The organism is Marinomonas posidonica IVIA-Po-181, from assembly GCF_000214215.1.
Taxonomy (GTDB): domain Bacteria; phylum Pseudomonadota; class Gammaproteobacteria; order Pseudomonadales; family Marinomonadaceae; genus Marinomonas; species Marinomonas posidonica.
On sequence record NC_015559.1, the window covers coordinates 3,455,135 to 3,478,712 of the forward strand.

General features: G+C 45.6%; 23 protein-coding genes. 5 read left to right on the top strand and 18 right to left on the bottom strand.

Annotation, left to right across the window (positions count from 1 at the left end; genetic code table 11):
* Positions 1-102: 102 nt before the first annotated feature.
* On the top strand, positions 103-1,215 hold the full coding sequence (locus MAR181_RS15935; protein ID WP_013797632.1) for a PA0069 family radical SAM protein: 1,113 nt from the start codon (positions 103-105) through the stop codon (positions 1,213-1,215).
* Here MAR181_RS15935 and MAR181_RS15940 read toward each other — a convergent pair whose 3' ends face one another.
* From MAR181_RS15940 to MAR181_RS16015, 16 genes are all read right to left on the bottom strand, one after another.
* Entirely contained in the window at positions 1,216-2,130 is a 915-nt protein-coding gene (locus tag MAR181_RS15940; protein WP_041651904.1) for a response regulator transcription factor, read from the bottom strand.
* A 13-nt stretch (positions 2,131-2,143) separates the two neighbouring features.
* The gene (locus MAR181_RS15945) at positions 2,144-5,560 is read right to left on the bottom strand and encodes a hybrid sensor histidine kinase/response regulator (protein WP_013797634.1); all 3,417 of its coding nucleotides are present in this window, start codon (positions 5,558-5,560) and stop codon (positions 2,144-2,146) included.
* 12 nt (positions 5,561-5,572) lie between these two features.
* On the bottom strand, positions 5,573-6,154 hold the full coding sequence (locus MAR181_RS15950; protein ID WP_013797635.1) for a HupE/UreJ family protein: 582 nt from the start codon (positions 6,152-6,154) through the stop codon (positions 5,573-5,575).
* 15 nt (positions 6,155-6,169) lie between these two features.
* Positions 6,170-6,817: an urease accessory protein UreG gene (gene ureG / locus MAR181_RS15955; protein ID WP_013797636.1), complete on the bottom strand. Its 648-nt coding sequence runs from the start codon at positions 6,815-6,817 to the stop codon at positions 6,170-6,172.
* 91 nt (positions 6,818-6,908) lie between these two features.
* Positions 6,909-7,586: an urease accessory protein UreF gene (locus MAR181_RS15960; protein ID WP_013797637.1), complete on the bottom strand. Its 678-nt coding sequence runs from the start codon at positions 7,584-7,586 to the stop codon at positions 6,909-6,911.
* Positions 7,567-8,010, bottom strand: coding sequence for an urease accessory protein UreE (locus MAR181_RS15965; protein ID WP_013797638.1), 444 nt, complete (start codon positions 8,008-8,010; stop codon positions 7,567-7,569). Before MAR181_RS15965 ends, MAR181_RS15960 begins: the two co-directional genes overlap by 20 nt.
* Positions 8,011-8,040: 30 nt before the next feature.
* Positions 8,041-9,747, bottom strand: a complete 1,707-nt coding sequence (ureC, locus tag MAR181_RS15970; RefSeq protein WP_013797639.1) for an urease subunit alpha — start codon at positions 9,745-9,747, stop codon at positions 8,041-8,043.
* A complete protein-coding gene (locus MAR181_RS15975; RefSeq protein ID WP_013797640.1) occupies positions 9,747-10,070 on the bottom strand; it encodes an urease subunit beta in 324 nt (107 codons plus the stop codon). Before MAR181_RS15975 ends, ureC begins: the two co-directional genes overlap by 1 nt.
* A gap of 13 nt (positions 10,071-10,083) precedes the next feature.
* On the bottom strand, positions 10,084-10,386 hold the full coding sequence (locus MAR181_RS15980; RefSeq protein ID WP_013797641.1) for an urease subunit gamma: 303 nt from the start codon (positions 10,384-10,386) through the stop codon (positions 10,084-10,086).
* A 19-nt stretch (positions 10,387-10,405) separates the two neighbouring features.
* Positions 10,406-11,278 (bottom strand): urease accessory protein UreD, encoded by an 873-nt coding sequence (locus MAR181_RS15985; RefSeq protein ID WP_013797642.1) that lies wholly within the window; start codon positions 11,276-11,278, stop codon positions 10,406-10,408.
* The gene (gene urtE, locus MAR181_RS15990; RefSeq protein ID WP_013797643.1) at positions 11,275-11,964 is read right to left on the bottom strand and encodes an urea ABC transporter ATP-binding subunit UrtE; all 690 of its coding nucleotides are present in this window, start codon (positions 11,962-11,964) and stop codon (positions 11,275-11,277) included. The genes MAR181_RS15985 and urtE overlap by 4 nt, the downstream gene beginning before the upstream one ends.
* Positions 11,961-12,824 (bottom strand): urea ABC transporter ATP-binding protein UrtD, encoded by an 864-nt coding sequence (gene urtD, locus MAR181_RS15995; RefSeq protein ID WP_013797644.1) that lies wholly within the window; start codon positions 12,822-12,824, stop codon positions 11,961-11,963. Before urtD ends, urtE begins: the two co-directional genes overlap by 4 nt.
* Positions 12,821-13,954, bottom strand: a complete 1,134-nt coding sequence (gene urtC, locus MAR181_RS16000; protein WP_013797645.1) for an urea ABC transporter permease subunit UrtC — start codon at positions 13,952-13,954, stop codon at positions 12,821-12,823. The genes urtD and urtC overlap by 4 nt, the downstream gene beginning before the upstream one ends.
* Complete coding sequence (gene urtB / locus MAR181_RS16005) at positions 13,951-15,546, bottom strand: urea ABC transporter permease subunit UrtB (RefSeq protein WP_013797646.1); 1,596 nt, start codon at positions 15,544-15,546, stop codon at positions 13,951-13,953. Before urtB ends, urtC begins: the two co-directional genes overlap by 4 nt.
* A gap of 90 nt (positions 15,547-15,636) precedes the next feature.
* The gene (gene urtA / locus MAR181_RS16010) at positions 15,637-16,920 is read right to left on the bottom strand and encodes an urea ABC transporter substrate-binding protein (protein ID WP_013797647.1); all 1,284 of its coding nucleotides are present in this window, start codon (positions 16,918-16,920) and stop codon (positions 15,637-15,639) included.
* A 263-nt stretch (positions 16,921-17,183) separates the two neighbouring features.
* Positions 17,184-17,966 (bottom strand): helix-turn-helix domain-containing protein, encoded by a 783-nt coding sequence (locus MAR181_RS16015; RefSeq protein WP_013797649.1) that lies wholly within the window; start codon positions 17,964-17,966, stop codon positions 17,184-17,186.
* A gap of 121 nt (positions 17,967-18,087) precedes the next feature.
* Here MAR181_RS16015 and MAR181_RS16020 point away from each other — a divergent pair, with 121 nt between their 5' ends.
* Both MAR181_RS16020 and MAR181_RS16025 read left to right on the top strand, forming a co-directional pair.
* Positions 18,088-18,708, top strand: coding sequence for a LysE family translocator (locus tag MAR181_RS16020; protein ID WP_013797650.1), 621 nt, complete (start codon positions 18,088-18,090; stop codon positions 18,706-18,708).
* A gap of 38 nt (positions 18,709-18,746) precedes the next feature.
* Positions 18,747-19,373: an MOSC domain-containing protein gene (locus tag MAR181_RS16025; protein ID WP_216086350.1), complete on the top strand. Its 627-nt coding sequence runs from the start codon at positions 18,747-18,749 to the stop codon at positions 19,371-19,373.
* A 191-nt stretch (positions 19,374-19,564) separates the two neighbouring features.
* Here the strand turns inward: MAR181_RS16025 and MAR181_RS16035 are convergent, their stop codons facing one another.
* Positions 19,565-20,476, bottom strand: coding sequence for a LysR family transcriptional regulator (locus tag MAR181_RS16035; RefSeq protein ID WP_013797652.1), 912 nt, complete (start codon positions 20,474-20,476; stop codon positions 19,565-19,567).
* Positions 20,477-20,575: 99 nt separating this feature from the next.
* Between MAR181_RS16035 and MAR181_RS16040 the strand changes: the two genes are divergently transcribed.
* Positions 20,576-21,481 carry a DMT family transporter gene (locus MAR181_RS16040; RefSeq protein ID WP_041651906.1) on the top strand — a complete coding sequence of 302 codons (906 nt, stop codon included), beginning with the start codon at positions 20,576-20,578 and terminating at the stop codon, positions 21,479-21,481.
* A 147-nt stretch (positions 21,482-21,628) separates the two neighbouring features.
* On the opposite strand, the gene fabG is transcribed toward MAR181_RS16040, so the two are convergent.
* Positions 21,629-22,408, bottom strand: a complete 780-nt coding sequence (fabG, locus tag MAR181_RS16045; RefSeq protein ID WP_013797654.1) for a 3-oxoacyl-ACP reductase FabG — start codon at positions 22,406-22,408, stop codon at positions 21,629-21,631.
* A 154-nt stretch (positions 22,409-22,562) separates the two neighbouring features.
* Here fabG and MAR181_RS16050 point away from each other — a divergent pair, with 154 nt between their 5' ends.
* Positions 22,563-23,576, top strand: coding sequence for a phosphotransferase enzyme family protein (locus MAR181_RS16050; protein WP_013797655.1), 1,014 nt, complete (start codon positions 22,563-22,565; stop codon positions 23,574-23,576).
* The last annotated feature ends 2 nt before the right edge of the window (positions 23,577-23,578 follow it).

A 23,578-nucleotide genomic window follows, 5' to 3' on the forward strand; every position in this document is an offset into this window, starting at 1 on the left:
TCATGAGATAGGCACATCCGTACTAAAGACACATTAATCACTTGCTTTATTGTCTTCACCACCTAAAATACTGTTTATACATACAGTATTTTAGGTGGTGATATGTCCTCTTCTCTCCCTCCATTTCCTTCATCATTTCGCTCTGCGCTTGATGCGCCAATTAAAGGGCGAGGAACCAGCAGTTCATTAGAAGGTCGCTTTGCAAAACAACATGTCGAACTTGATGAAAACGATGACAACATCATTGCTCGTGATGCGGCTACTCCTGCAACACAGGTGCGGCATGAAAGCGCCAAAAGCCTCATTCGTCGCAACACCTCACCAGACGTTCCGTTTAACTTATCCATTAACCCTTACCAAGGGTGTGAGCATGGTTGTATTTATTGCTTCGCGCGGCCCACTCACGCCTATTTAGACTTATCACCGGGTCTGGATTTTGAAACCAAACTGGTGGCGAAAACCAATGCCGCGTTTTTGTTTGAAGAGGAACTGTCAAACCCTAATTATCGTTGCGAACCCATTGCACTGGGGATCAATACCGATGCGTATCAGCCCATCGAAAAACAATTGGGCATCACCCGTGATCTATTAACCATTGCTTTGGCGCATAAGCAACCCATTTCCTTAATCACCAAAAGTACGCTCATCCTCAGAGACCTAGATGTATTAGCTGAGATGGCAAAGCAAGGTTTGATTCATGTCGCCATCAGTGTGACAACCTTAGACAATGATTTAAAACGGATTCTAGAACCTAGAACAGCCTCGGGGCAGCGCCGCTTAGAGGTCATACGTCAGTTAAAAGACGCCAACATTCCGGTGACCGTCTTAGCCGCACCGGTTATTCCCTTTATCAACGATCATGAGTTAGAAAACATCATCGCCGCCAGTGCCGCCGCCGGGGCTCAAGCTATCCATTACATCATGCTACGTTTACCTCATGAGGTCGCACCGCTTTTTCGAGAATGGCTGCATCAGCATTATCCAGAACGAGCCGATCACGTACTGCAACGCATCATGGACATGCGCGGTGGTAAACTCTACGACAGCCGATTTGGGAAACGCATGACAGGAGAAGGCCTATTTGCCGATGTGATCAATCAGAGATTTCGTATTGCTCGCAACAAACATGGTCTGAGTGACCAAAGGACAAGCTATTTAAACTGCCGACAGTTTGCTGTACCACCCAAAACGGGCGATCAAATGGGATTGTTTTGACTACTCGGCATTGGCCTGAAGTCGTAAGGCGACGCCTGCGGCTGACGTTCGATTTTCTACGCCCAATTTAGGGAAAATTTGCTCTAAATGTTTGTTCACTGTACGCGGGCTCATCTCTAGTATTTCAGCTATCTCTCGATTGGTTTTACCATTGGCAATCCAATGCAACACTTGAGATTCTCGTTCCGTCAACGCCAATTGTTGACGTAATAGCTCGGCCCCCGTGAGACGATCACCGTCCTCCAATTTAACAAGAGCCTCGCCTTGCTCGGTCATCCCGATGAACTTCAGCGTCAAAGGGTATTCTAGATTTTTCAATGGCAAGCGGTTGCCCTCCGTTGGCGAATGGGCAAGCCAATTTTTGACTAACAAGGTCAGTTGTTCCGCTCGCCAAACGGTCGTCATTCTTGCTTTGGCCATTAACGCGTGAGTTTGTGGTGTCGCCCAAGCAATCTCACCAAGCTCAGAAAATGTCATCAAATTCTGCCCCATACTGTCTAAAGCAAATTGAGCATTGTTATTGAGCCGAGCATTCGATAAATGCACTTTCATACGAGCAATCAGTTCATTTGGCTGAATGGGCTTGGTCAAATAATCGACGCCCCCCGCCTCTAAGCCTCGTACTATGTCATCAGTATGATTCAATCCCGTCATGAAAATAACCGGGATATTGGCCAAAGCCGGATCAGCCTTGAGTGCTTTACAAGCCTCAAAACCATCCATATTAGGCATAATGGCATCCATTAAAATAATGTCTGGACGGATACGTTTCGCAATCGTTAAGGCTTGTTTTCCCTCTAAAGCCACAAGCACATCCATATGAGCATCTTCGAGCGTATCGTGAATCAGACTCAATGCATCCGCCGAGTCATCGACGACCAGCACAATGTCATTTTTGTGATTATCACTCTTCATTAGAAAATTTGTCTCACATACTTCGTTGCTGTAAATACTGAGCAATGCCATCAAACTGAAACGCCTGATACAAAGCTTCTAATTGATCCAAGTCTTGTGCCCCTAACATGTCATCCGCCGTGACTTTATTTAGGCACTCACGCACCCCTTTTTTATACCCCATTTCAGCAAAGGCGATAAGCTCGCGAATACTTTCATGGTCTGGTATCAAGCGGCCTTCTGTGGCTTCATCCACCGATTGTTCGATCTGTCGATCAGAGAAAACCGTCGTATCATTGGTGTCTTGGTAAATCCATTCCACGGCTAACCAATGCTGAACTGCTTCCAGTAAATCACCATTTTTCACTGGCTTAACAAGATACTGGTTAAAGGCCTTTTGCTCATCCGGTTGACGCTGGCTTTCTTGTACATCCGCTGACAACATCACAATCGGTGCCGAGTACTCTTGGTTTCGTAGGCATTTTGCCAAAGTTAAACCATTCATCCCTGGCATGGACACATCAAGGATAAAGAGATCAGGAGAGCGGCTCGGTAGCGCTTCTAAACACGATTCCGCATCAGGCGACTCAATCACATGAAAACCCAGCGGCGCCAAAATGTCAGACAGTAACCCTCTCACAATAGGGTCATCATCAACAAGCATAATACTTCGCTGGAAACCTCGATAACCGACAATTCGACGCGTTATCTGAGAGACGTGTTCGCCATCACTGACCCAAGGTAGCATCAAGGAGACCTTAAACTCACTGCCTTCCCCCAAAGACGATTGCGCTTGTAAATCACCGCCCATAATTTCCGTTAACAGTTTAACAATGGTTAAGCCCAAACCTGTGCCCGGTAAGTTGGCGGTACTTAAGTCTCGAACACGTTCAAAAGGATCAAACACTCGCTGTAAATGTTCTGGTTTTATCCCCAAGCCTGAATCTCGTATGACAAACTCCGCCACCTGATTACGGTAATTCACTTCAAATTGCACATTACCTTGAGGAGTATATTTCACCGCATTAGACAGCAAATTAATCAATATTTGGCGCAAACGCTTTTCATCTGTTACCACATGCTTTGGCAAAGGGGCGAGGATTTTGGATTGAAACTGAATGCCTTTCGCTCGTGATTGCATGGCAAACATACTGTTCAACTGATCAATCAGCTTGGGTAAATCCACCGTATTACGATAAAGATCAAACCGACCCGCTTCAATTTTAGAAATGTCTAATAAGCCTTCAATTAAATCGGCCAAATACAAACCACTGCGGTGAATAATGTCCAACCCATTCTGATGACCCGAAGGCGTATCCGGCTTCTCAGACAAAAGTTGTGCGTACCCGATAATAGATTGCAAAGGCGTTCGCAATTCATGGCTAATGCCACTTAAATAACGGCTTTTTGCTTCATTCGCCTGCTCTGCTTGCTCTTTAGCACCCTGTAGCGCTTGGTCGGTTACTTGGTGAGCCTCGATTTCACGGGTGAGTTTCCGCGTTTGTCGGTTGGATTCTTTCTGCGCCACCACACGACTTTCATGAGCCAACAAAAACAACCAAGACAATACACCAGAGACGATCAATAAGGTGAAAAACAACGCCCACATGGTTTCCTGTAACAGGATCGCTTCACTTTGGTTCGAGGGCGACATTTGCCGGTAAATCAACATCATCAAGGCGCCATTAATGATGTTGATTACCAACAGTAAAGATGCAAATCGCCCGAGTCGGCTACTGATGGTTTTTACCAGGCGCTTGGGCAAGAACAGCTTCAAAAAGTAAGCACTTTGCTTTGAAATACTGGCATTTGGCTTACAACTGTCCAAACATCGCACATCCAGTGAACAGCATAAAGAGCAGATTGGTAGCTGGTAAGCCGAGCAAAAACTCATGTCTTCTGTTTCAAACGCATTTTCACAAATGCCACAGGTTAATATCACCATAGCATGCCGTTTCTGCGCCACATTAATCAAAGGCACTAATTCTGGGCTTTGTCTTGCAATGTAGTACTTGCCTTTCGTTATCCAAGCAATAAAAGGCACACACACAAAACAAGTGGCAATGGAGATAAAGTGCGACAGGCTTTTAGCAACCTCTCCAAATAGCCCCAAATAGCTCATTAAGCCTAGGCTTGTTGCCACCAACATAGAGCCGGTTCCTACAGGGTTAATGTCGTATAAATGAGCACGTTTAAACTCCAAATCCTTAGGACTCAGTCCCAAGGGTTTATTAATCAATAAGTCGGCAGAGAGACTAGACAACCAACTCACCGCGCTGATGGCAAACACACTTAAAATAGCCCCTAGTGCCTGATAAATACCAAGCTCCATCAGCAACAAGGCAATGGTCACATTAAACACCAACCATACCACTCGACCAGGATGAGAGTGGGTTAATCGAGAAAAGAAATTCGACCAAGCAATCGAGCCTGCATAGGCGTTAGTAAGGTTTATCTTCATCTGACAAATGAACACAAAGACGGCTGCTAAAATCAGAGCCGTAGTCGGCGAGGTAGTCAAAAATAGGAAGATTTGCTGGTATAAAAAAGTAGGATCGGTCGCTTGCACGGCGGTTGCGCCATCACTGATGGCCAAATAAGCCAAAAATGACCCCAACAGCATTTTAATCGCGCCTATAAACACCCAGCCAGGGCCAGCCAGCACCAACCAGAACCACCAGCGCTTTTTATTCTCTTGGTTCTTTTTCGGAAAAAAGCGCAGGTAGTCGACTTGCTCACCAATCTGCGCCATCAACGCAAATAAGACAGAAGCGGCGGCACCAAATAAGATCCAATCAAATTCTGTGGTCTCAGGTAAATGCTGAGGTACATACTCAGTCCAACCACCAAAATTTTGATATTCCTGACTGACGACAACACCAATGGCAGCGACCTGTAATACTAACCAAATCCACTGTGTACCATTCTGAAAACGGCTTATTGCACGGATACCATGAGTCACAATTGGAATCACAAACAAAGAGGATAAAGCATAACCAAGGGGTAAGGGTATGCCTAACAACACTTCCAACGCTGAGGCCAAAATGGCGGCCTCTATGGCAAAGAAAATGAAGGTAAAGGTGGCATAAATTAGAGACGTAATGGTCGACCCAAGGTAACCAAAACCCGCTCCTCGCGTTAATAAATCAATGTCCAAACCATGCTTAGCGGAGTAATAAGCAATTGGAAAGCCAGTAACAAAAAAGACCGCTAGCACCACAAGAATAGCGGCCACTGCATTAGTAAAACCGTAACTCAGAGTAATGACCGCCGCTAACCCCTCTAACGCCAAAAAGGCGGCGGCACCCAACGCAGTGTGCCCCACCCTTTCGATGCTCATGGTGCGCCCTTGTTTGGAAGTATAACGAAGAGCGTAATCCTCAAGGGTTTGATCGGCGACCCACTTGTTATAGTGGCGTCGCACTTTAAAGATTTTTTGCGTGGCGGTCATTTACACAATCAACTAAAGCATGGCTAAAGACATGCCTATCGCTGCAATAACAGTGCCTATAGCACGATTGATAAATTCTGTCCCTTGGCGATTCAGCCATTTTCCCACCGCGAAGCCTGCACCTTGTAGCAGAATGGATGCCATCATAAAACCAACTGCATATTGCCAGAACATTCCATTGACAGGCATTTCGATTGAATGAGCCGCCCCATGAAACATCGCAAAACCACCCGTCATCAACACACTAAACCCAAGCGGTAGTCGTTTGGCCGCCAAAATCAAAGTGCCCAACACAATCACGGACAAAACAATGCCCTGCTCAACGAAGGGCAGGCTTGTCATTAGCATGCCAGCGCCGCCGCCAACCAGCATCATCACCAAAAAGGTGAGAGGCACAGCCCATTGAACTCGCCCGCCAACTTTAGCGGCCCAAAAGCCAACCGCAAACAGGGCTAATAAATGATCCAGTCCACCAAAGGGGTGACTCAATCCAGCCATCCAACTGGTTGTTTGATGCCCCGAATGAGCCAGAGCCGTTGTCGACACTATCATTAATATCAGACTTAAACTCACCTTACTGATGATTAACTTCACACTGCTTCTCCTCGCCTAAACAACGGCTTTCGCTGGGGGTAATGATTTTGCTTCTAACATGCCTTCTGACACAATAAATTGGATAATGTCATCCAAGCCTTGTGCGGCTTTTAAATTCGAGAACACAAATGGGCGATCTTTTCGCTGCGCCTTAGCATCCGTATCCATGACTTCTAACGAAGCGCCCACCAAGGGAGCAAGATCAATCTTATTAATGATTAATAAGTCTGACTTGGTAATGCCCGGTCCGCCTTTTCGAGGAATCTTGTCGCCAGCGGAGACATCAATTACATAAAGGGTTAAATCGGACAACTCTGGGCTAAACGTGGCACTTAGATTGTCTCCGCCCGATTCAACAAACACCACATCGAGCGCGCCATGACGATCCAACAATTGGTCAATGGCTGCCAGATTCATCGACGCATCTTCTCGAATTGCGGTATGCGGACAACCTCCGGTTTCCACCCCAACAATACGATCGGCTTCTAATGCTTCATGACGGGTTAAAAATTTGGCATCTTCTTGGGTATAAATGTCATTGGTCACCACCGCAATATTGTAGTGTTCACGCATGGCGGAACATAAAGAGCGTAACAAGGCCGTTTTACCGGAACCCACTGGACCGCCGACACCAACCCGAAGCGTTTGTTTTGGTTTATTCATATGATGTTTCTCCTAACCGGTAAACCTGTTCGACCGGTAAACTAAATTCATGTCAAAGCGATAATAAAATGGGCGCTTTGAACTCCTAATATTAAGACCGAAATAGCCTAGAATACTGCGTTTCATGTAAACTACTGGCAATGGCTAAAGCGGGTAAACCGGCACCAATGTCCTCTTCTTGCATCTCAGCGGCGATGTTAATCGCCTCGGATAAAGCGGGCTGTAATTGTCCAATTAATCGCTGTGATTGGGTTTGCCCTAGCGGCACCAATTTCGTCGCCGCCGCAATTTGGTTTTCCAACCAAGACCAAGCAAAGCCCAATGCCGCCGTCTCAAATTCGATCTTCCAATAACGGGCTGCGACGGCGAAAAGTACAACGAAACTTATCTCTTCCAGTCGCTCAAAAGGCACAGGTACGTCCAGACTACGTAATAACCGGGCCAATGCTTCCCCCATGGCCGTGTCATTCAAACGCAATTCTTTGGTTTCTCGGCACGCCAGTACCAAATCATTGATTGCCACTAACCGCTCTTGGTTTTGCTCTTCCCAAGCCTGCATCGCCAGCCGTAAAATAGGCAAGTCAACCCGCGAAAAAGACTGCATTAACTGAAGGTGAGTCCAATCTGCGACGTCTTCTTGCTTACTCACCCAGCCACAATCAATGGCGTATTCCATCCCTTGTGAAAAGGCATAACCACCGACCGGCAGACTCACACTACTGAGTTGCAGTAAGCGCAATAAAGCATGGTCAGTGGTGGTGATGACCATGGCTATATGCTCCTGATTCGGGATTAAAGACGTCGCGTTCGTGAGTAATCACCAAGCCCAGCATATGCAACATATCCTCTAGCACGTGATCCGGTTTGATGCGCAGCCATCTTTCTCCAACCTCGACTTTAGTGTGACGATTACCAAGGTGATAACAGGCTTTGGAAAAAGTCAGCCAATCATCACAGCTGGCATGTGCCACGTCTTCCGTTGTACCAACCACTCGAATGGTTTTGCCACATTCTGAGCGCAAATATTCCCCCACTAAAAGCGGTTTGCCACGCTCCAAAAACACACGTATTTCTTCGTTATTGTCACCCACTAATTTAAGGCGACCTCTTTCTCTCTGTTCGTATGACAAAGTCACAGTGGTGTACACATCATCATGACAATGGGTTCCAAGACGGGTGTAAATATCCAGCATAAAGTGTCCTATGACGCTCAAAATATAGATTTAAAATAAGTTATAAAGTTGTGACAATGGTAATGTTTCAGCCGGTTCACAAGTTAACAGTTCACCATCAGCTCGTACTTCATAAGTCTGCGGATCGACTGTGATGCTTGGCATCCAGTGGTTATGGATCATGTCTGACTTGCTGATATTACGAGTATTCTTACAGGCCACAAGCATGCGATCTAACCCCAGCTGGTACTTAACATCGTTATCGAGTGCCGCTTGTGACACAAAAGTCACAGAGGTAGCCGCACTGGCTTTACCAAAGGATCCAAACATCGGACGATAATGTACAGGCTGAGGGGTTGGAATAGAGGCATTAGGATCCCCCATAGGTGCATTAGCGATCATCCCGCCCTTAATGATCATTGACGGTTTCACCCCAAAAAAAGCCGGTTTCCAAAGCACTAAATCGGCAAGTTTTCCGGCTTCAATCGACCCCACTTCATGACTAATACCATGTGTAATCGCAGGGTTAATGGTGTACTTGGCGATGTAACGTTTCGCGCGGAAGTTATCACAACCTAATGCTTTATCTTCGGCCAAAAGACCAAACTGTTGCTTCATTTTATGAGCGGTTTGCCAAGTTCTAGTAACCACTTCCCCCACTCGGCCCATGGCCTGAGAATCCGAAGAAATCATTGAAAAAGCCCCACGGTCATGAAAAATGTCTTCCGCGGCAATGGTTTCTTTACGAATTCGAGAATCGGCAAACGCCACATCTTCAGGGATATTGCTGTCTAAATGGTGACACACCATCAACATATCCAAATGCTCGTCCACAGTATTGTTGGTATAAGGTCGTGTCGGATTTGTTGAAGAAGGCAAAACATTAGACTGCCCTGCCGCTCGAATGATGTCTGGGGCATGACCGCCACCCGCACCTTCCGTGTGATACGTATGAATAACACGATTTTTAAAGGCCTTTAAGGTACTGTCGACAAAGCCAGATTCGTTCAAGGTATCGGTGTGAATCGCCACCTGAACATCGTACTGTTCAGCAATCGACAAACAGCAATCAATTGAAGCCGGGGTGGTTCCCCAGTCTTCATGCAGTTTTAAACCACAGGCCCCAGCTTCTAACTGCTCGGCTAATGCCGCTGGTAAACTGGCGTTACCTTTACCGAGAAACCCTAGATTCATTGGCATACTGTCTGTGGCTTGTAGCATCTTGCCCATATACCAAGGCCCAGGTGTACAAGTGGTCGCATTGGTACCAGTTGCCGGTCCAGTACCACCGCCAATCATGGTGGTAATACCAGAGGTTAAGGCTTCTTCAATTTGTTGCGGGCAAATAAAATGAATGTGAGCATCGATGCCTCCAGCGGTAAGGATGGAGCCTTCACCTGCAATGACTTCAGTACCAGGTCCAATCACTATGTCTATGTTGTCCTGAACATCTGGATTACCGGCTTTACCCACTTTGAAAATGCGGCCTTCTTTGACGCCAACATCTCCTTTAACAATGCCCCAATGATCCAACACTAAGGCGTTGGTAATCACCAGATCGACGGCCACATCATTCGTTTGTTGGCTTTGTCCCATACCATCTCGTATGACTTTACCACCACCAAATTTCACTTCATCGCCATAGTTTGTGAAGTCTTTTTCAACCTGAATCCACAGGTCTGTATCACCCAAACGCACACGGTCACCGGTGGTCGGCCCAAACATCTGTGCATAACTGTGTCTGTCCATCGTCGCCATTAGTCTGTTCCCTCCGCCATTAGTGTCCCCATCACATCACCACGGAAACCATAAATCGTCTTTGAACCGGCATATTCCACCAACTCGACTTCACGGCCTTGGCCTGGCTCAAAACGCACCGCGGTACCTGATGCAATATTAAGGCGATATCCCTTTGTCGCGTCACGCTCAAAGGTCAATGCGGGATTCACTTCATAAAAATGATAATGAGAGCCGACTTGAACCGGACGGTCTCCTGTATTTTCGACACGAATGACTTGTGTCTGACGGCCTTCATTCAACACTATCACACCATCAGCAACCTGAATTTCACCTGGAATCATCTGGCCTCCACCACTAATTAATCGGGTTATGTACTGTCACTAACTTGGTGCCATCTGGAAATGTCGCTTCCACTTGCACCTCATGAATCAGGTCTGCCACCCCATCCATCACTTGGTCTATGGTCAACAATGTTTTACCGTAAGCCATTAGTTCCGCGACACTCTTACCGTCTCGGGCACCCTCAATAATTTCCATCGTGATGAATGCCATCGCCTCAGGGTAATTCAATTGTAAACCGCGATTTAACCGCCGTTCCGCTAGTAACGCGGCGGTAAAGACCAATAGTTTGTCTTTTTCTCTCGGTAGTAATTCCATAATCCAAGCCTCTACTTAATTACGTCGCCCAAATTCTTGGCGCACACGCTTGTCGATGTATTAATGCTGGTCTGAGTATTTGCCAACACCTTATAAACAAACGCTTCATTTTTTCACTGTCAGCGTTCAAACTGCGTATGACGACGAACTCATCCACTAGGGACACACCCGCTAAGCCATCAAATTCTTCACACAATGAACGTAACGCCCCTAAATCTTCATCGCTTAATGCATCCAAAGTCCCTGCCACCATAAAACCATTGACCGGATACCCTTGTAATCCCGCTTTGGCCGCCATTAAACCATCCTCTTTGGGATGGATAAGTAAGCGCTCACGTAATCTCAATCGCCCATTAATGCTAATCTGAAAAGTTTGATCTGCCTGACCTTGAGCAAAATCCAACTGGTTCGCAGGTAAGCCAAAGCAGGTTATTTCCCAGCCAATAAAACGAGCTCCACGTTCCAGATTAACTTGATTGACCAAGCGAGTATTCGCATCGGGATAGAGAATTGTTTCCTGTGGCAACCACTCTAAGATGGCGTCTTTTGGCACCTTTAGGTAGGTTGTTTGAGATTGCAGCGTGCGGTCGGGTCGAGCACGATACACTCGCCCAGCGCCTGGTGTGGTGACCAGCACATGAGTGTTCGGCTGCTGTCGTGATTCAATGATCAACTCGTCCCCCGACACCAAACCGCCCGGAGGATGCAATAAATACACATGTGCCGTGTCTTTGCCTTCAGGATAAAAAGGCTTCTGCACATACAGTGGCCCCTTGTGGTCACAAGTTTTTAAGACTGTCCCGCGGGCACCATAGGTAAAACCTAACCGCAAATACGCTTGCCACTGACTCACTGAAAGCTTTTCTTCTACTTCTACTAATGCCAGCGTCATACCGCCAAATACTGCTTAATCAATTCGTCGTTGAGGTTTTCCATTTTATCAGCGGCCACAATTCGCCCCTTTTCCATCAAACGAAATTCTTTGCCGACACGACGAGCAAAGCCCAATTTTTGTTCAATCAAAATCACCGTAAGATTCTCTTCCGCATTTAATTTCAAAATAACATCACCAATTTGTTTCACGATATTGGGCTGAATACCTTCATTTGGCTCATCTAAAATGAGCACTTTTGGCTCCAGCACCAACGCCCGACCAATGGCTAACTGCTGTTGTTGGCCACCGGATAAATCGCCCCCTCGGCGATGCAACATTTCCTTTAACACAGGAAACAGTTCAAACACCTTTTCAGGAATGTCTTTTCGTTTCTTGACCGGCAAACCTATGCGCAAATTTTCTTCTACCGTTAACATCGGGAAAATATCGCGCCCCTGTGGCACATAGCCGATTCCCGCATAGGCACGTTGCTCCGCACTTTGTTTATGTAATGCGTCTTGTGCCATTAAAATTTCGCCGCGCTTAATCGGTAACAAGCCCATAATGGCCTTCATTAAGGTGGTTTTCCCAACCCCATTGCGACCCATAATGCAGGTAATCGAGCCGGGCTCTATGTCCAAGTCCAGATCCCACAAAATTTGCGTGCCACCATACAGCTGGCTGACTTTCTTCATACTAATCACAGCTCAGCCTCCATCGCGTCTTCGCCCAAGTACACTTGGATCACATCCTGATTACTTTGAATCTGATCCATGCTCCCTTCCGCCAAAACCGACCCTTGGTGTAATACCGTCACCGTACGAGCAATGCTGCGCACAAACTCCATGTCATGCTCCACCACAATCACCGTTCGCTCTCCAGCCAGTGATGTTAATAACTCAGCCGTTCGCTCTGTTTCCTGCGCCGTCATACCTGCAACAGGTTCATCGATTAATAACAGCCTAGGATCTGATACAAGGAGCATGCCAATTTCTAGCCATTGTTTCTGACCATGGGATAAAGCCCCTGCTTTCATAAAACACTGCTCTTTCAATCCAATAATGTTCAGCACTTCATCAATGCGATCCATTTCTGTTGGCGACAAACGAGAAAATAACGTCTGAATCACTCGCTTATCGGTTTTCAAAGACAACTCCAAATTGTCGAACACAGTCTGCTCTTCAAACACTGTCGGCTTTTGGAATTTCCGGCCAATGCCTAACTGCGCGATGTCGGCCTCGTCCTTACTCAATAAATTATGCGTTTGCCCAAAGAAAACAGAACCGGAGTCTGGCGTGGTTTTACCCGTTATAACATCCATCAAGGTGGTTTTGCCTGCACCATTGGCACCGATCAAACAGCGCAATTCGCCATCTTTTATGTATAAATTCAGGTCGTTCAATGCTTTAAAACCATCAAAGCTTAAATTCAACCCTTCTACATATAGGATCATTTGGTTTGATACATCCACGTTCGTGATCTTTTCCGGCGCTAAAAAGGGCCACACCAAATCACGTCGAAACGTCTCTCTAAAACCTTGAATAGACTGATCAATGGCCTTCATTTTGAAGCCTCCTGTGTCACACTGGCTTGGCGCTTCGATTGAATCTGTCCGTACAATCCAATCAAGCCTTTTGGTAAAAACAAGGTCACTAAGACAAACAAAGCGCCCAAGGCAAATAACCAACCATCCGGCATAATCGCGGTAAAACGGGTTTTAGCGTAATTAACCAATAACGCACCGATAATGGCGCCGATCAGCGTGCCTCGGCCACCTACGGCGACCCAAATAACGATCTCAATGGAATTAATAGGGGAAAATTCCCCAGGATTGATAATCCCCACCTGTGGCACATATAAGGCACCAGCAATCCCGGCAATTACCGCCGAATAAACGAACAACCAGACTTTATAACGCTCCGTGCGATAGCCAATAAAACGAGTACGGGCTTCCGAGTCTCTGACGGCCAACGTCACCTTACCCAAACGAGAAGACAAAATGCGCTGACTCACCAATAACACCAACGCCAACAACAAAGCGGTGGTTATAAACAACGCCACTCGAGTGAGGTCGGATTGCAAATCAAAACCGAGAATTTCTTTAAAATCGGTTAACCCATTGTTACCACCAAAGCCCATTTCATTGCGAAAAAAGCTCAATAATAGTGCATAAGTTAAAGCTTGCGTCATTATGGACAAGTACACCCCTGTGACTCGTGAGCGAAACGCCAACCAACCAAACACAAAAGCCAGCAACCCAGGCACTACAACCGCCATGATCATGGCAAACCAGAACTGGTCCATCCCCAGCCAGAACCACGGCAATTCCTGCCAATCAAGAAACACCATAAAATCGGGCAAAATCGGGTTACCATAAACGCCCCGATCACCAATTTGGCGCATTAAATACATGCCCATGGCATAACCGCCTAAGGCAAAAAAAGCACCGTGCCCCAAACTTAAAATGCCGCAGTACCCCCAGATAATATCCACCGCCAACGCCAACATGGCATAGCAGAGGTATTTACCCAGCAAGGTAATGCTGTAGGTACTGACATAAAAAATGGACTCCTGTGGTAGCAGCAGATTCGCCACCGAAGCCAGTACCGTCATGGATAACAAGATCACCACAAAAGGTAAGGTATATTGGCCAGACGTTCGGCCAGCTTTAAACCAGCTGATTAATGAACTCATTCTGCGGCCCTCCCTTTTTGTGGGAACAGTCCTTTAGGACGTTTCTGAATAAATAAGATGATAAACACCAACACCAGAATGGCGGCCAAGACAGCCCCCGTGGTTGGCTCAAGGAATTTATTGGCAATGCCTAAGGTAAACGCGGCCACCAAGGTACCCAACAAGTTACCCACCCCGCCAAAGACCACCACCATAAAGGAATCAATGATGTAAGCTTGGCCTAGATTGGGACCAACATTGGTCAATTGCGATAACGCCACCCCAGCGATGCCGGCAATGCCAGATCCTAAACCAAAGGTCATAGCATCTACCCACTCGGTTTTCACCCCCATGGCTTTGGCCATATTGCGGTTTTGCGACACCGCTCGAACATTCAAACCCAGGGCACTTTTTTTCAGTATCAGCACCAAAGCAATGAACACTAAAAGCGCGAAGGCCAAAATGTACAATCGGTTCAAAGTAAGGGACAAAACAGGATTAATTTCCCATGAGCCACTCATCCAGCTCGGCGTCGACACTTGACGGTTTAGAGGAGAGAAAATGGTTCGGACAAGTTGCTGCAAAATCAAACTGATACCAAAGGTCGCCAACAAGGTTTCCAAAGGACGACCATGCAATCGACAAATCACCAGTCGTTCAATGACGACCCCCATTAAGCCAGAAACCAGAAAGGCCGCAGGAATCGCTACCCAAATTGAGTAATCAATGTAATTCGGCATAATCAGCTGCACCACATAAGTGGTGTAAGCACCCAACATGATCATTTCACCGTGCGCCATATTAATCACGCCCATCACCCCAAAGGTGATCGCCAGACCAATCGACGCCAACAAAAGTACTGAGCCAAGGCTCAGGCCAAAGAACAGCTGGTCAACAAAAGCATAACGTTCAACACTCTGATTAATCTTGTTCAGCGCTTTCTGCGCCGCCGAGGCGACGACGGCGTTGGTGTCTTGGGTTAATTCAATCAGCCCATTTCTCACATCGTTTTCCAAACTCTGAGCAAGAAACTCAATGGCCGATAAACGCACACTCTGACTGTGTTGAGAGTCCTTCGCGACATACAGTGACAAGGCCGTCTGCATCATTTCCTGTACCGATGCATTGGGTTCATTGGGATACAAATCTTCTAAGGTGTTAAAGGTCTCGGCATCCAAGTCCGCCATCAACTCACGAACAGCCGCTTGACGTAATTCGGTGTTCTTTGAAGTCAGCTGCAAACGCGCAATGGTGCCTCGCAACAAGCCTCTTAATTTATTATTCACTTTAATTTTGCGGACTTTCTTACTGGTAAGATCCGCTTGTACTTGTTGATTAAACGCATCCACATAAAGCGTACTTGAATTGATTTTTTGTTTTACCAACAGCTGGCGATCGTCACGTTTATAATACAAATTTCCACCCAGCCAAGCCCTAAAAATAGGCAACAACGTCTCATCTCCTTGTGCTTCAAGCTGCTCAAGCATGTTTGGCATTTGCGATAATTTGGCCTTGGTTAACTGCTGTAGCAAGCTCTGTGTCTCAACCGCCAGACTTAAACTGGGTATGGTGAGCACCAGAAAACACAAACAGAGACGTAAAATACGGTTCACGAGAATTCTCCGGAATAGATCGAATCGAGGGGCAGTAAAAAAGGCTCCTAGCATGCTAGGAGCCAAGCTTTAACCCTGGGGGTGGTCAAATTAGTAATTTTGGCCTGAGCACATTTTGGTCTCAGTGTTGTAGTTGCCGCATTTCAAAGGATCGGTCCAATCAGCAACCAAGTCTTTCGAACCCGGCAAGAAGTCAGACCAAGCATCACCTGGCACCACACCGTCTGTTTCCCATACGGTTTCAAATTGACCATCGTCCTGAATTTCGCCAATCAACACAGGCTTACTCAAGTGGTGGTTTTTATTCATCACCGCAATGCCACCGGTTAAGTTAGGTGTTTCTTGACCTATCATGGCTTTTTCAACGGCATCTACGTCTGTGGTTCCGGCTTCCGTCACCGCGTTTGCCCACATATTAAAGCCGATAAAAGTGGCTTCCATTGGGTCGTTTGTCACGCGCTCTGGGTTCTTGGTGTAAGCTTGCCACTTGGTGATGAACTCTTCGTTTTCATCCGTCTCAACACTTTGGAAATAGTTCCAAGCGGCCAAATGACCAACCAATGGGGCCGTATCTAGACCAGAAAGTTCTTCTTCACCCACGGAGAAAGCCACCACTGGAATGTCTTCTGAAGAAATCCCTTGGTTACCCAATTCTTTGTAGAAAGGTACGTTAGCGTCACCATTGATGGTTGAAACCACTGCGGTTTTCTTACCTGCACTGCCGAATTTTTTAATGTCAGATACGATGGACTGCCAATCAGAGTGACCAAATGGCGTGTAATTGATCATGATGTCGTCTTCCGCGACGCCCATGTCTTTTAGATAAGCTTCTAGAATCTTGTTGGTGGTACGTGGGTACACATAATCGGTTCCCGCCAATACCCAGCGCTCTACTCCCAGCTCGTCTTTCAAATAATTCACCGCAGGAATCGCCTGCTGGTTCGGCGCAGCGCCTGTGTAGAAAACATTGTAAGAGGACTCCTCCCCTTCGTACTGAACAGGATAGAACATCAAACCGTTCAATTCTTCAATGACAGGCAACACAGACTTACGAGAGACGGACGTCCAACATCCGAATATCACGTCTACTTGGTCTTCAGTAAGCAATTCACGCGCTTTTTCTGCAAACAAAGGCCAGTTAGAAGCAGGGTCAACCACCACAGCTTCTAATTTTTTACCCAGTAAACCACCTTTTTTGTTCTGTTCTTCTACCATCATCAGAACGGTGTCTTTCAACGTGGTTTCCGAGATGGCCATGGTGCCAGAAAGGGAATGAAGTACACCGACCTTAATGGTATCGGCGGCGAGAGAAGGAAACGCAATAAGCGTTGCACCACTGAGGGCAATCGCTGAAGCAAGGGTTTTAATTTTCATGGAGTCGTCCTAATTGTGATTTTTGATGCATTCGGGCTGTTCACAGAGGCACGAGTTATCATGTTATTAAGACCTTGTGAGCAGTCTGTCCAGTATTCAAAAAAATAGGAACCGGGGATATGCGCCAATTACCCTATGGAGGTACGTTAAATGACGTAGTGGTTTTTTTTTTGAGGGTGCCCGAGCGCGATTTCATCGTTTCTTATTGGCTTTCTTTTCCAATTGGCCAAGTGGATTAATAGTCGCTTTTGCGTGGCAATACATTAATGATGAGCTAACAAGTGGCGTTTACGATATTGACTCGGTGTCAGTGAAAACAACCCTTTGAATGCATGGCTATAAGCCGCATCCGATTGATAACCTAACCCCAATGCTATTTCTTGAATGGAGGCCTTTTTTTCTAACCGCTGTAACGACAGCACCAATCGAATATGTTGTCGCCACAATGAAAACGACAAATTAAATTCTTTCGCACACAGTCTCGATAAGGTTCTCTGTGACGCACCTATTTTGTCCGCCCAGTCGTCTAATGTGAATGGCAAATCCGGCTGAGCATTTAACGCCGAAAATATCGTCTTGAGTCTTCTATCTTCAGGGATAAGCAAAGGTATCTCGTAGCTGTCGGCCAATCTTATTTGGTCATGTAACACTTCTAATAAATGAGTGATCATTTCTTCAGAGTATTCATCTAACCCTCGCGCCACGATCAGTAAAATCAGTTCTTTTAAAAACGGTGTCACGAAACAAGATTTGTCTTCGCTTTTATAGTCCACCTTACTGTCTGGGTTTAAATAAATCGCTAAAAACTCAGTGTGTGTGACAGCAATCGACTTGTGAGGCGTATTGGCCGGAATAAACAACATCCCGTTATGTGGAACAATAAAGCTTTTGTCACCGACCGTGGATTGAAGCAACCCAGAAGAAGGAAAAAGCACTTGGTGCCATGTATGTTCATGTAAGGTTTCAGTAACGCCCGCCGCCATCCATTTCGCCATGGACATCACCTGCTTATGACCAAATTTCTGTATGTCTTGATTGATGTGCATAGAATGGCAACTTATCGATAGTTTATGGCTTTATAAATACATTAAGACAAAATAATTTACGTTAGCATCATATCTTACTTAATACACCCAGCTCAAATTCACCAATTTATAGGAATTCTCTATGTCAACTTCAGTCTGGCTCGTTTATTTTGCAACCGTTCTCGCCTTTATGTGTACACCTGGCCCAAGTCATATTCTCATGTTATCAAATAGTCTCAATAACGGGTTTGCGCGCTCTACAGCAACAGCCGCGGGGGATTTATCAGCCAACTTTCTACAAATGCTAGCTGCCTCGGTTGGTCTAGCGAGTATTCTTCAGTCCTCTTATGACTACTTCATCATAGTGAAATGGGCGGGGGTCATTTATCTAGCCTATTTAGGGCTGAAATTGTTTTTTTCTAAGAGCGCCAGTATTGAATCCCAACCACTCCGCTCGCTGCGATCTCTATACTGGCAAGGCTTCATCACGTCGGCAGCGAACCCCAAGGCGATTGTTTTTTTCGCGGCCCTATTTCCACAATTTCTCTCTGAATCGGAACCCCTTGCGCCTCAATTCCTAATACTGAGCATTACCTACCTTGTTATTGATGGCTCATTCTTATGCTTTTATGGTCAATGTGCTGACTATTTCGCCCGCAAGCTTCGTTCTCGGGCGGGGCAATATTTAAATAAAATATCCGGCAGTTTGTTTATAGCAGCCTCAATATTGCTCGGTTTAAAAGACATAGAAAAAGTAAAATGAACGATTGGGAGAATATGATGCAACTTATGTCGATTAATGTGTCAAAAATTAAACAAGTGACCTATAAGGGACAAAGCATCTCAACAGGGATTTTCAAGGAGCCGATAAAAGGAAAGTTTACAGTCAACAAAGAAAACATAGAGGGCGATGAACAAGCCGATTTGGAAAATCACGGCGGACCTCATAAAGCCGTATACGCATTTTCTTATGACTATTACGATTACTGGCGCACCGAGCTTGAAGATTCAAGTTTGAAAATCGGTATCTTTGGTGAAAACCTCACTGTTACGTCGCTAAACGAATCAAACATCTATATTGGCGATCGCTTTCAACTAGGTGGCTGCATTTTAGAAGTGAGCCAACCGCGTATGCCCTGCTACAAGCTTGGTATTGCGCTAAATAACCCTAAAGCGCCTAAACGCTTTATCGAAAGCTACTGCACAGGGGTGTATTTTAGAGTGATTCAAGAGGGTGACATTGAAGTCGGCAATCAACTCATACGGATTTATCAACAGCCAGATGCCATTAGTATAAAAACACTCTTTCAAGCTTACTTTGATCGCCAGTATGACGGTGCTCAAGACATATTTAAGCAAGCACTTCTTATTAAAGAATTAGCACCGGCCTGGAAAAAGGCCATCACCAAAAGGCTTTCAAGAGATTAACGGGATACCTCTAGCGTCATTGACTTTACAAAGCGGCACACCCAAACGTTGAGCATGGAAGAATCGTGAAAGAAGAATATTTCTTCCATTGGGTAGACGCACGACCAACATCAAAAGCCGCATTACAAATAGTGGAAGCAGAAGGATCTCATGACCCTCATTGAAAACCTTACTCGGTGATTGCGGACTCATCATGGCTTAAATCGATCTTTAAGGAAATCCACGAAGGCTTTAATCTGTTTGGGAATGTATTTGGACTGAGCATATTGCGCAACGATGTCCCCTTGATAATTACCATCAACATGCCAATCCTTGAGAATCTCGATGACCTCATTCGATTCAAGTTTGTCTTGAATCGAAAACTCGGGAAACACAGAGATGCCGATATGCTTTAACACAGCTTCACGACGTATTTCACTATGATTAACAGAAAATGAGCCACGAACATTAATAGACATCTTTTTATTGTCTTTTGTAAATCCCCATACCCTATCCAACGGGTTTTCCCCAAGACAAAGACAATTATGTGAAATCAGGTCATTAGGGTGATCAGGAACACCATGCTGTTTTAGATAGTCAGGACTAGCACACAATACCAAACGACAATGTCCTAACACTTGCCCTATTAACCCTTGCGCTGGGTTATCTGTAATACGAATGATGACATCCACTTCATCACTGATTGGATCAATATAGTGATCGACCACTTTCAGTTGCAGAACCACCTTAGGGAAGGCTTGCATAAAGTCCAATACCATTGGCATGAGTATCTGCTTTGAAAGCGCCTTGGGAGCCGCCACTCTTAATACGCCAGACACTTCAGTTTTATCCGATTGTGCCGCCGATATGGCCAATTGAGCCGAGTGCATCATGTCACAACAAAGGTTGTACACGTCTTGACCTGTCGCGGTCAATTTCATCTGCCGTGTTGTTCTTTGCAGCAGTTTTTCTTCTAGCGTATTTTCCAAACGAGTAATGGATCGACTGACAGAGGAAGGTGCCATGCCCAGTTTAATGGATGCTTTAGAGAAGCCACCAGAATCGACAACCTTAACAAAAATTGCCATTTCGGGAAGCAGTGGAATCAATTGATTCATGTCCATAACGCAAAAATCCTTTGCAAATTAGCCATATTGTTTACCGTAAGCTAATTATAGATACTCTCCGAGTCAATGCTTATCAAGGAGTTCCACAAAGTGGAAATGACAACTAGCCTAGCAAATAAACCAGAGCGTCGGTTCCCACTCACAGAGTGTTTGCTATTACTGGTGGCGATATTTTGGGGAACCAGTTATGGGTTAACCAAAAGTGCTTTGGTTTACACCAGTGTTCTGGTCTTTATCGCTATTCGCTTTTCAATGACATTTCTTTGCCTATTGCCGATGATTGTCAGAGATTTTCGTTTAGGACGAAATAGGGATTGGCGAGTCGCCCTACCTACAGGGCTCATTTTGTCGGCCATCTTTTTCTGTGAAGTCTATGGTGTGGCCTATACTACCGCGTCAAACGCGGCCTTCTTAATCAGTTTGTCGCTTATCTTCACGGCCATTTTAGAAGCCCTTTTATCACAACAAAAAGCCAAACAATTGCTGTGGCTAATGACACTATGCGGTGTCAGTGTGCTCGGCGTTTTTTTACTGACCGGAAAACAAAATCAAACACTGTCTCTCAATGTGGGAGATTACTTTATTTTAGCCGCCGCTTTGCTTCGTGCCTGTATGGTCACGTTAACCAAACGCTTTACGGAAAATAAAGCCATTACCACCACGACGCTGACGGCCATTCAATCTTTGGTTGTCGCCGGCGTGGCGTGCCTTGTCTTAGTCGCATCACTTCCTGACAATTCAGTGTCCCTTCCCTATGAATATGAGTTCTGGGTGACCATTATTTACCTTGTGTTATTTTGTACCCTGTTTGCTTTTTACGTTCAAAATTATGCTGTCAGAAGAACATCTCCGACACGTGTTGCGCTGTTGATGGGAAGTGAACCCCTGTTCGGCGCTCTTTTTGCGTTACTCTGGTTAAATGAATCTCTCACCTTACTGCAGATAATCGGCGCAGGGCTTATTCTACTGAGTGTGATTATCACGTCCTTACAACGTGCTTAAAGAAGCCTTATCATCAGAGAAGTCTTATTCCGCCCAGCAGAGCGGGATAAGGCTCTCCATCCCCAGACAAAAATAGTGGAAGGTCTAATTTTTCGCGGTATTCATTAAAGGGTCTAAATGACCAGAGAGAACAAGATCCAATGATGATTACATTTCGTTTATCGCATCCAAGCTTTCTGGCAATATTTGACCACCATCTACGACAATTTGCTGACCTGTGATGTAACAGGCTTCGTCAGTCGCGAAAAACAACGCAGCATTACCTATGTCCTCAACCGAACCAAGCCGTTTCAATGGGATCGAAGCAGCCATGGCCTTAAGGTAATCTTCCCCCAAATCAGCAAGCCCTTCGGTCAGGATGTTACCTGGCATCACCGCATTAATAGTGGTATTAAATGGCGCTAATTCCATCGCTGCGGTTTTTATGAATCCCAATTGACCTGACTTGGATGCACCATAGTGAGACCAACCCGGATAACCTGTTACTGGCCCAGTGATGGATGATGTGACAATGACACGCCCCTGTCCTGCTTTCTCAAAATAAGGCAAACAAGCTTTTACCGTCAAAAAAGTGCTTTTCAGATTAGTCGACATTACTTCATCCCAGTCATCTGGGGACAGTTCAGTCATTTTCTTTTGTGGAAAAATACCGGCGTTAGCACACAGAATGTCAATTCGTCCAAACGAATCAACCGTTTTCGATAGCAAGGCTTGCACCTCCTGCCAATTCGATACATCACATAGAAAATAGTCGGCTTGACCGCCATCAGCGATGATGTCTTCCACTGCGTTCTTTGCATCTTGCTCACCACGAGCCGCAATCATAATTTTCACACCTTGTCTCGCAAACACACCAGCAATACCTTTGCCTATGCCTTTTGATCCACCAGTCACTATAGCCACTTTTCCAGAAAGAGATGCAAACATGCTGAAACAACCTCGCTTATCTGATTAATATTTAATCAAAATTCACACATTGGAATTAACATTGCAAGAGATGATTCAAGCGAGTCATTCAATAAAATTCATCCATGAAAAATTTGTTTATTGATGAATAAATGTGCAATAAGGGAGATTGAGTGTGTATAACGAACGCTTTATTGAACGCATTAAAGAAGGTCTATACGGGTTACTTCCGTCATGGGGCATCAGTAAGATGGCTGAAGTTAGGCTACTAACCTTATCTGAGAACGCCACTTTTCTGGTGCGCGATCCACACCAATTTGCCCCCATCATTATTAGAGTACACCGACCTGACTACCATACTTTTGAGGAAATTCGCTCCGAACTCGACTGGCTCCAAGCTTTAACCCAAAGTGGCACAGTAAAGGCGCCAGCACCAATTAAACGCACCGATGGCTTATTGATAGGTTCTTTTATGGACTCAGGCCAACAAAGACATGTAGTTGCCTTTGAGTTTTTAGATGGCGAAGAACCTAAAGCGGATGACAATTTAGTTTCAGGATTCGAAACCCTTGGTGCCATATCAGCAAGACTTCATAATCATGCGTTAAATTGGCCCTTACCAGAGCATTTTGTGCGCAAGAGCTGGACCTATGACACAGCATTGGGCGACACCCCATTATGGGGTAGCTGGCGCCATGCTCTGGATTTACAACCAGAACAGGAAAACTTACTGGAACAGCTGTGTTCTGTCTTGCAACATAAGCTCGCAAACTATGGTAAAGGAGCGGATCGCTTTGGTTTAATCCATGCTGATTTGCGACTAGCGAATCTCTTGATCGATGACGGTCAGTTATCTGTGATCGATTTTGATGACTGTGGCTTTAGCTGGTTTATGTATGACTTTGCTGCCGCCATCTCTTTCCATGAAGAGGAAGCCTATATTACTGATTTACAGGCGGCTTGGCTAAAGGGTTATCGATCGGTACGAGAGCTATCCTTGCAGCATGAAGCCATGATTCCTACCTTTATTCTGTTTCGTCGTTTGTTATTAACCGCTTGGGTTGCTAGCCATTCAGAGACGGAAACAGCAAAAGACGTTGGCCTAGGCAAATTTACTCAAGGTACAGTAACCTTGGCAAAGGCCTATCTAGATAATCTGGCGACTGTCGAGAATCAAAACCGGAGGTAAGC

Coding starts and splice junctions, on each gene's coding strand:
- MAR181_RS15975 (WP_013797640.1), bottom strand. CDS start 10,070: ATGATTCCAGGTGAAATTCAGGTTGCTGATGGTGTGATAGTGTTGAAT.
- ureC (WP_013797639.1), bottom strand. CDS start 9,747: ATGGCGACGATGGACAGACACAGTTATGCACAGATGTTTGGGCCGACC.
- urtC (WP_013797645.1), bottom strand. CDS start 13,954: ATGAGTTCATTAATCAGCTGGTTTAAAGCTGGCCGAACGTCTGGCCAA.
- MAR181_RS16015 (WP_013797649.1), bottom strand. CDS start 17,966: ATGCACATCAATCAAGACATACAGAAATTTGGTCATAAGCAGGTGATG.
- urtD (WP_013797644.1), bottom strand. CDS start 12,824: ATGAAGGCCATTGATCAGTCTATTCAAGGTTTTAGAGAGACGTTTCGA.
- urtA (WP_013797647.1), bottom strand. CDS start 16,920: ATGAAAATTAAAACCCTTGCTTCAGCGATTGCCCTCAGTGGTGCAACG.
- MAR181_RS15935 (WP_013797632.1), top strand. CDS start 103: ATGTCCTCTTCTCTCCCTCCATTTCCTTCATCATTTCGCTCTGCGCTT.
- ureG (WP_013797636.1), bottom strand. CDS start 6,817: ATGAATAAACCAAAACAAACGCTTCGGGTTGGTGTCGGCGGTCCAGTG.
- MAR181_RS15945 (WP_013797634.1), bottom strand. CDS start 5,560: ATGACCGCCACGCAAAAAATCTTTAAAGTGCGACGCCACTATAACAAG.
- MAR181_RS15965 (WP_013797638.1), bottom strand. CDS start 8,010: ATGCTGGATATTTACACCCGTCTTGGAACCCATTGTCATGATGATGTG.
- MAR181_RS15985 (WP_013797642.1), bottom strand. CDS start 11,278: ATGACGCTGGCATTAGTAGAAGTAGAAGAAAAGCTTTCAGTGAGTCAG.
- MAR181_RS15940 (WP_041651904.1), bottom strand. CDS start 2,130: ATGAAGAGTGATAATCACAAAAATGACATTGTGCTGGTCGTCGATGAC.
- MAR181_RS16020 (WP_013797650.1), top strand. CDS start 18,088: ATGTCAACTTCAGTCTGGCTCGTTTATTTTGCAACCGTTCTCGCCTTT.
- MAR181_RS15980 (WP_013797641.1), bottom strand. CDS start 10,386: ATGGAATTACTACCGAGAGAAAAAGACAAACTATTGGTCTTTACCGCC.
- MAR181_RS16035 (WP_013797652.1), bottom strand. CDS start 20,476: ATGGACATGAATCAATTGATTCCACTGCTTCCCGAAATGGCAATTTTT.
- MAR181_RS15960 (WP_013797637.1), bottom strand. CDS start 7,586: ATGGTCATCACCACCACTGACCATGCTTTATTGCGCTTACTGCAACTC.
- fabG (WP_013797654.1), bottom strand. CDS start 22,408: ATGTTTGCATCTCTTTCTGGAAAAGTGGCTATAGTGACTGGTGGATCA.
- MAR181_RS16040 (WP_041651906.1), top strand. CDS start 20,576: ATGACAACTAGCCTAGCAAATAAACCAGAGCGTCGGTTCCCACTCACA.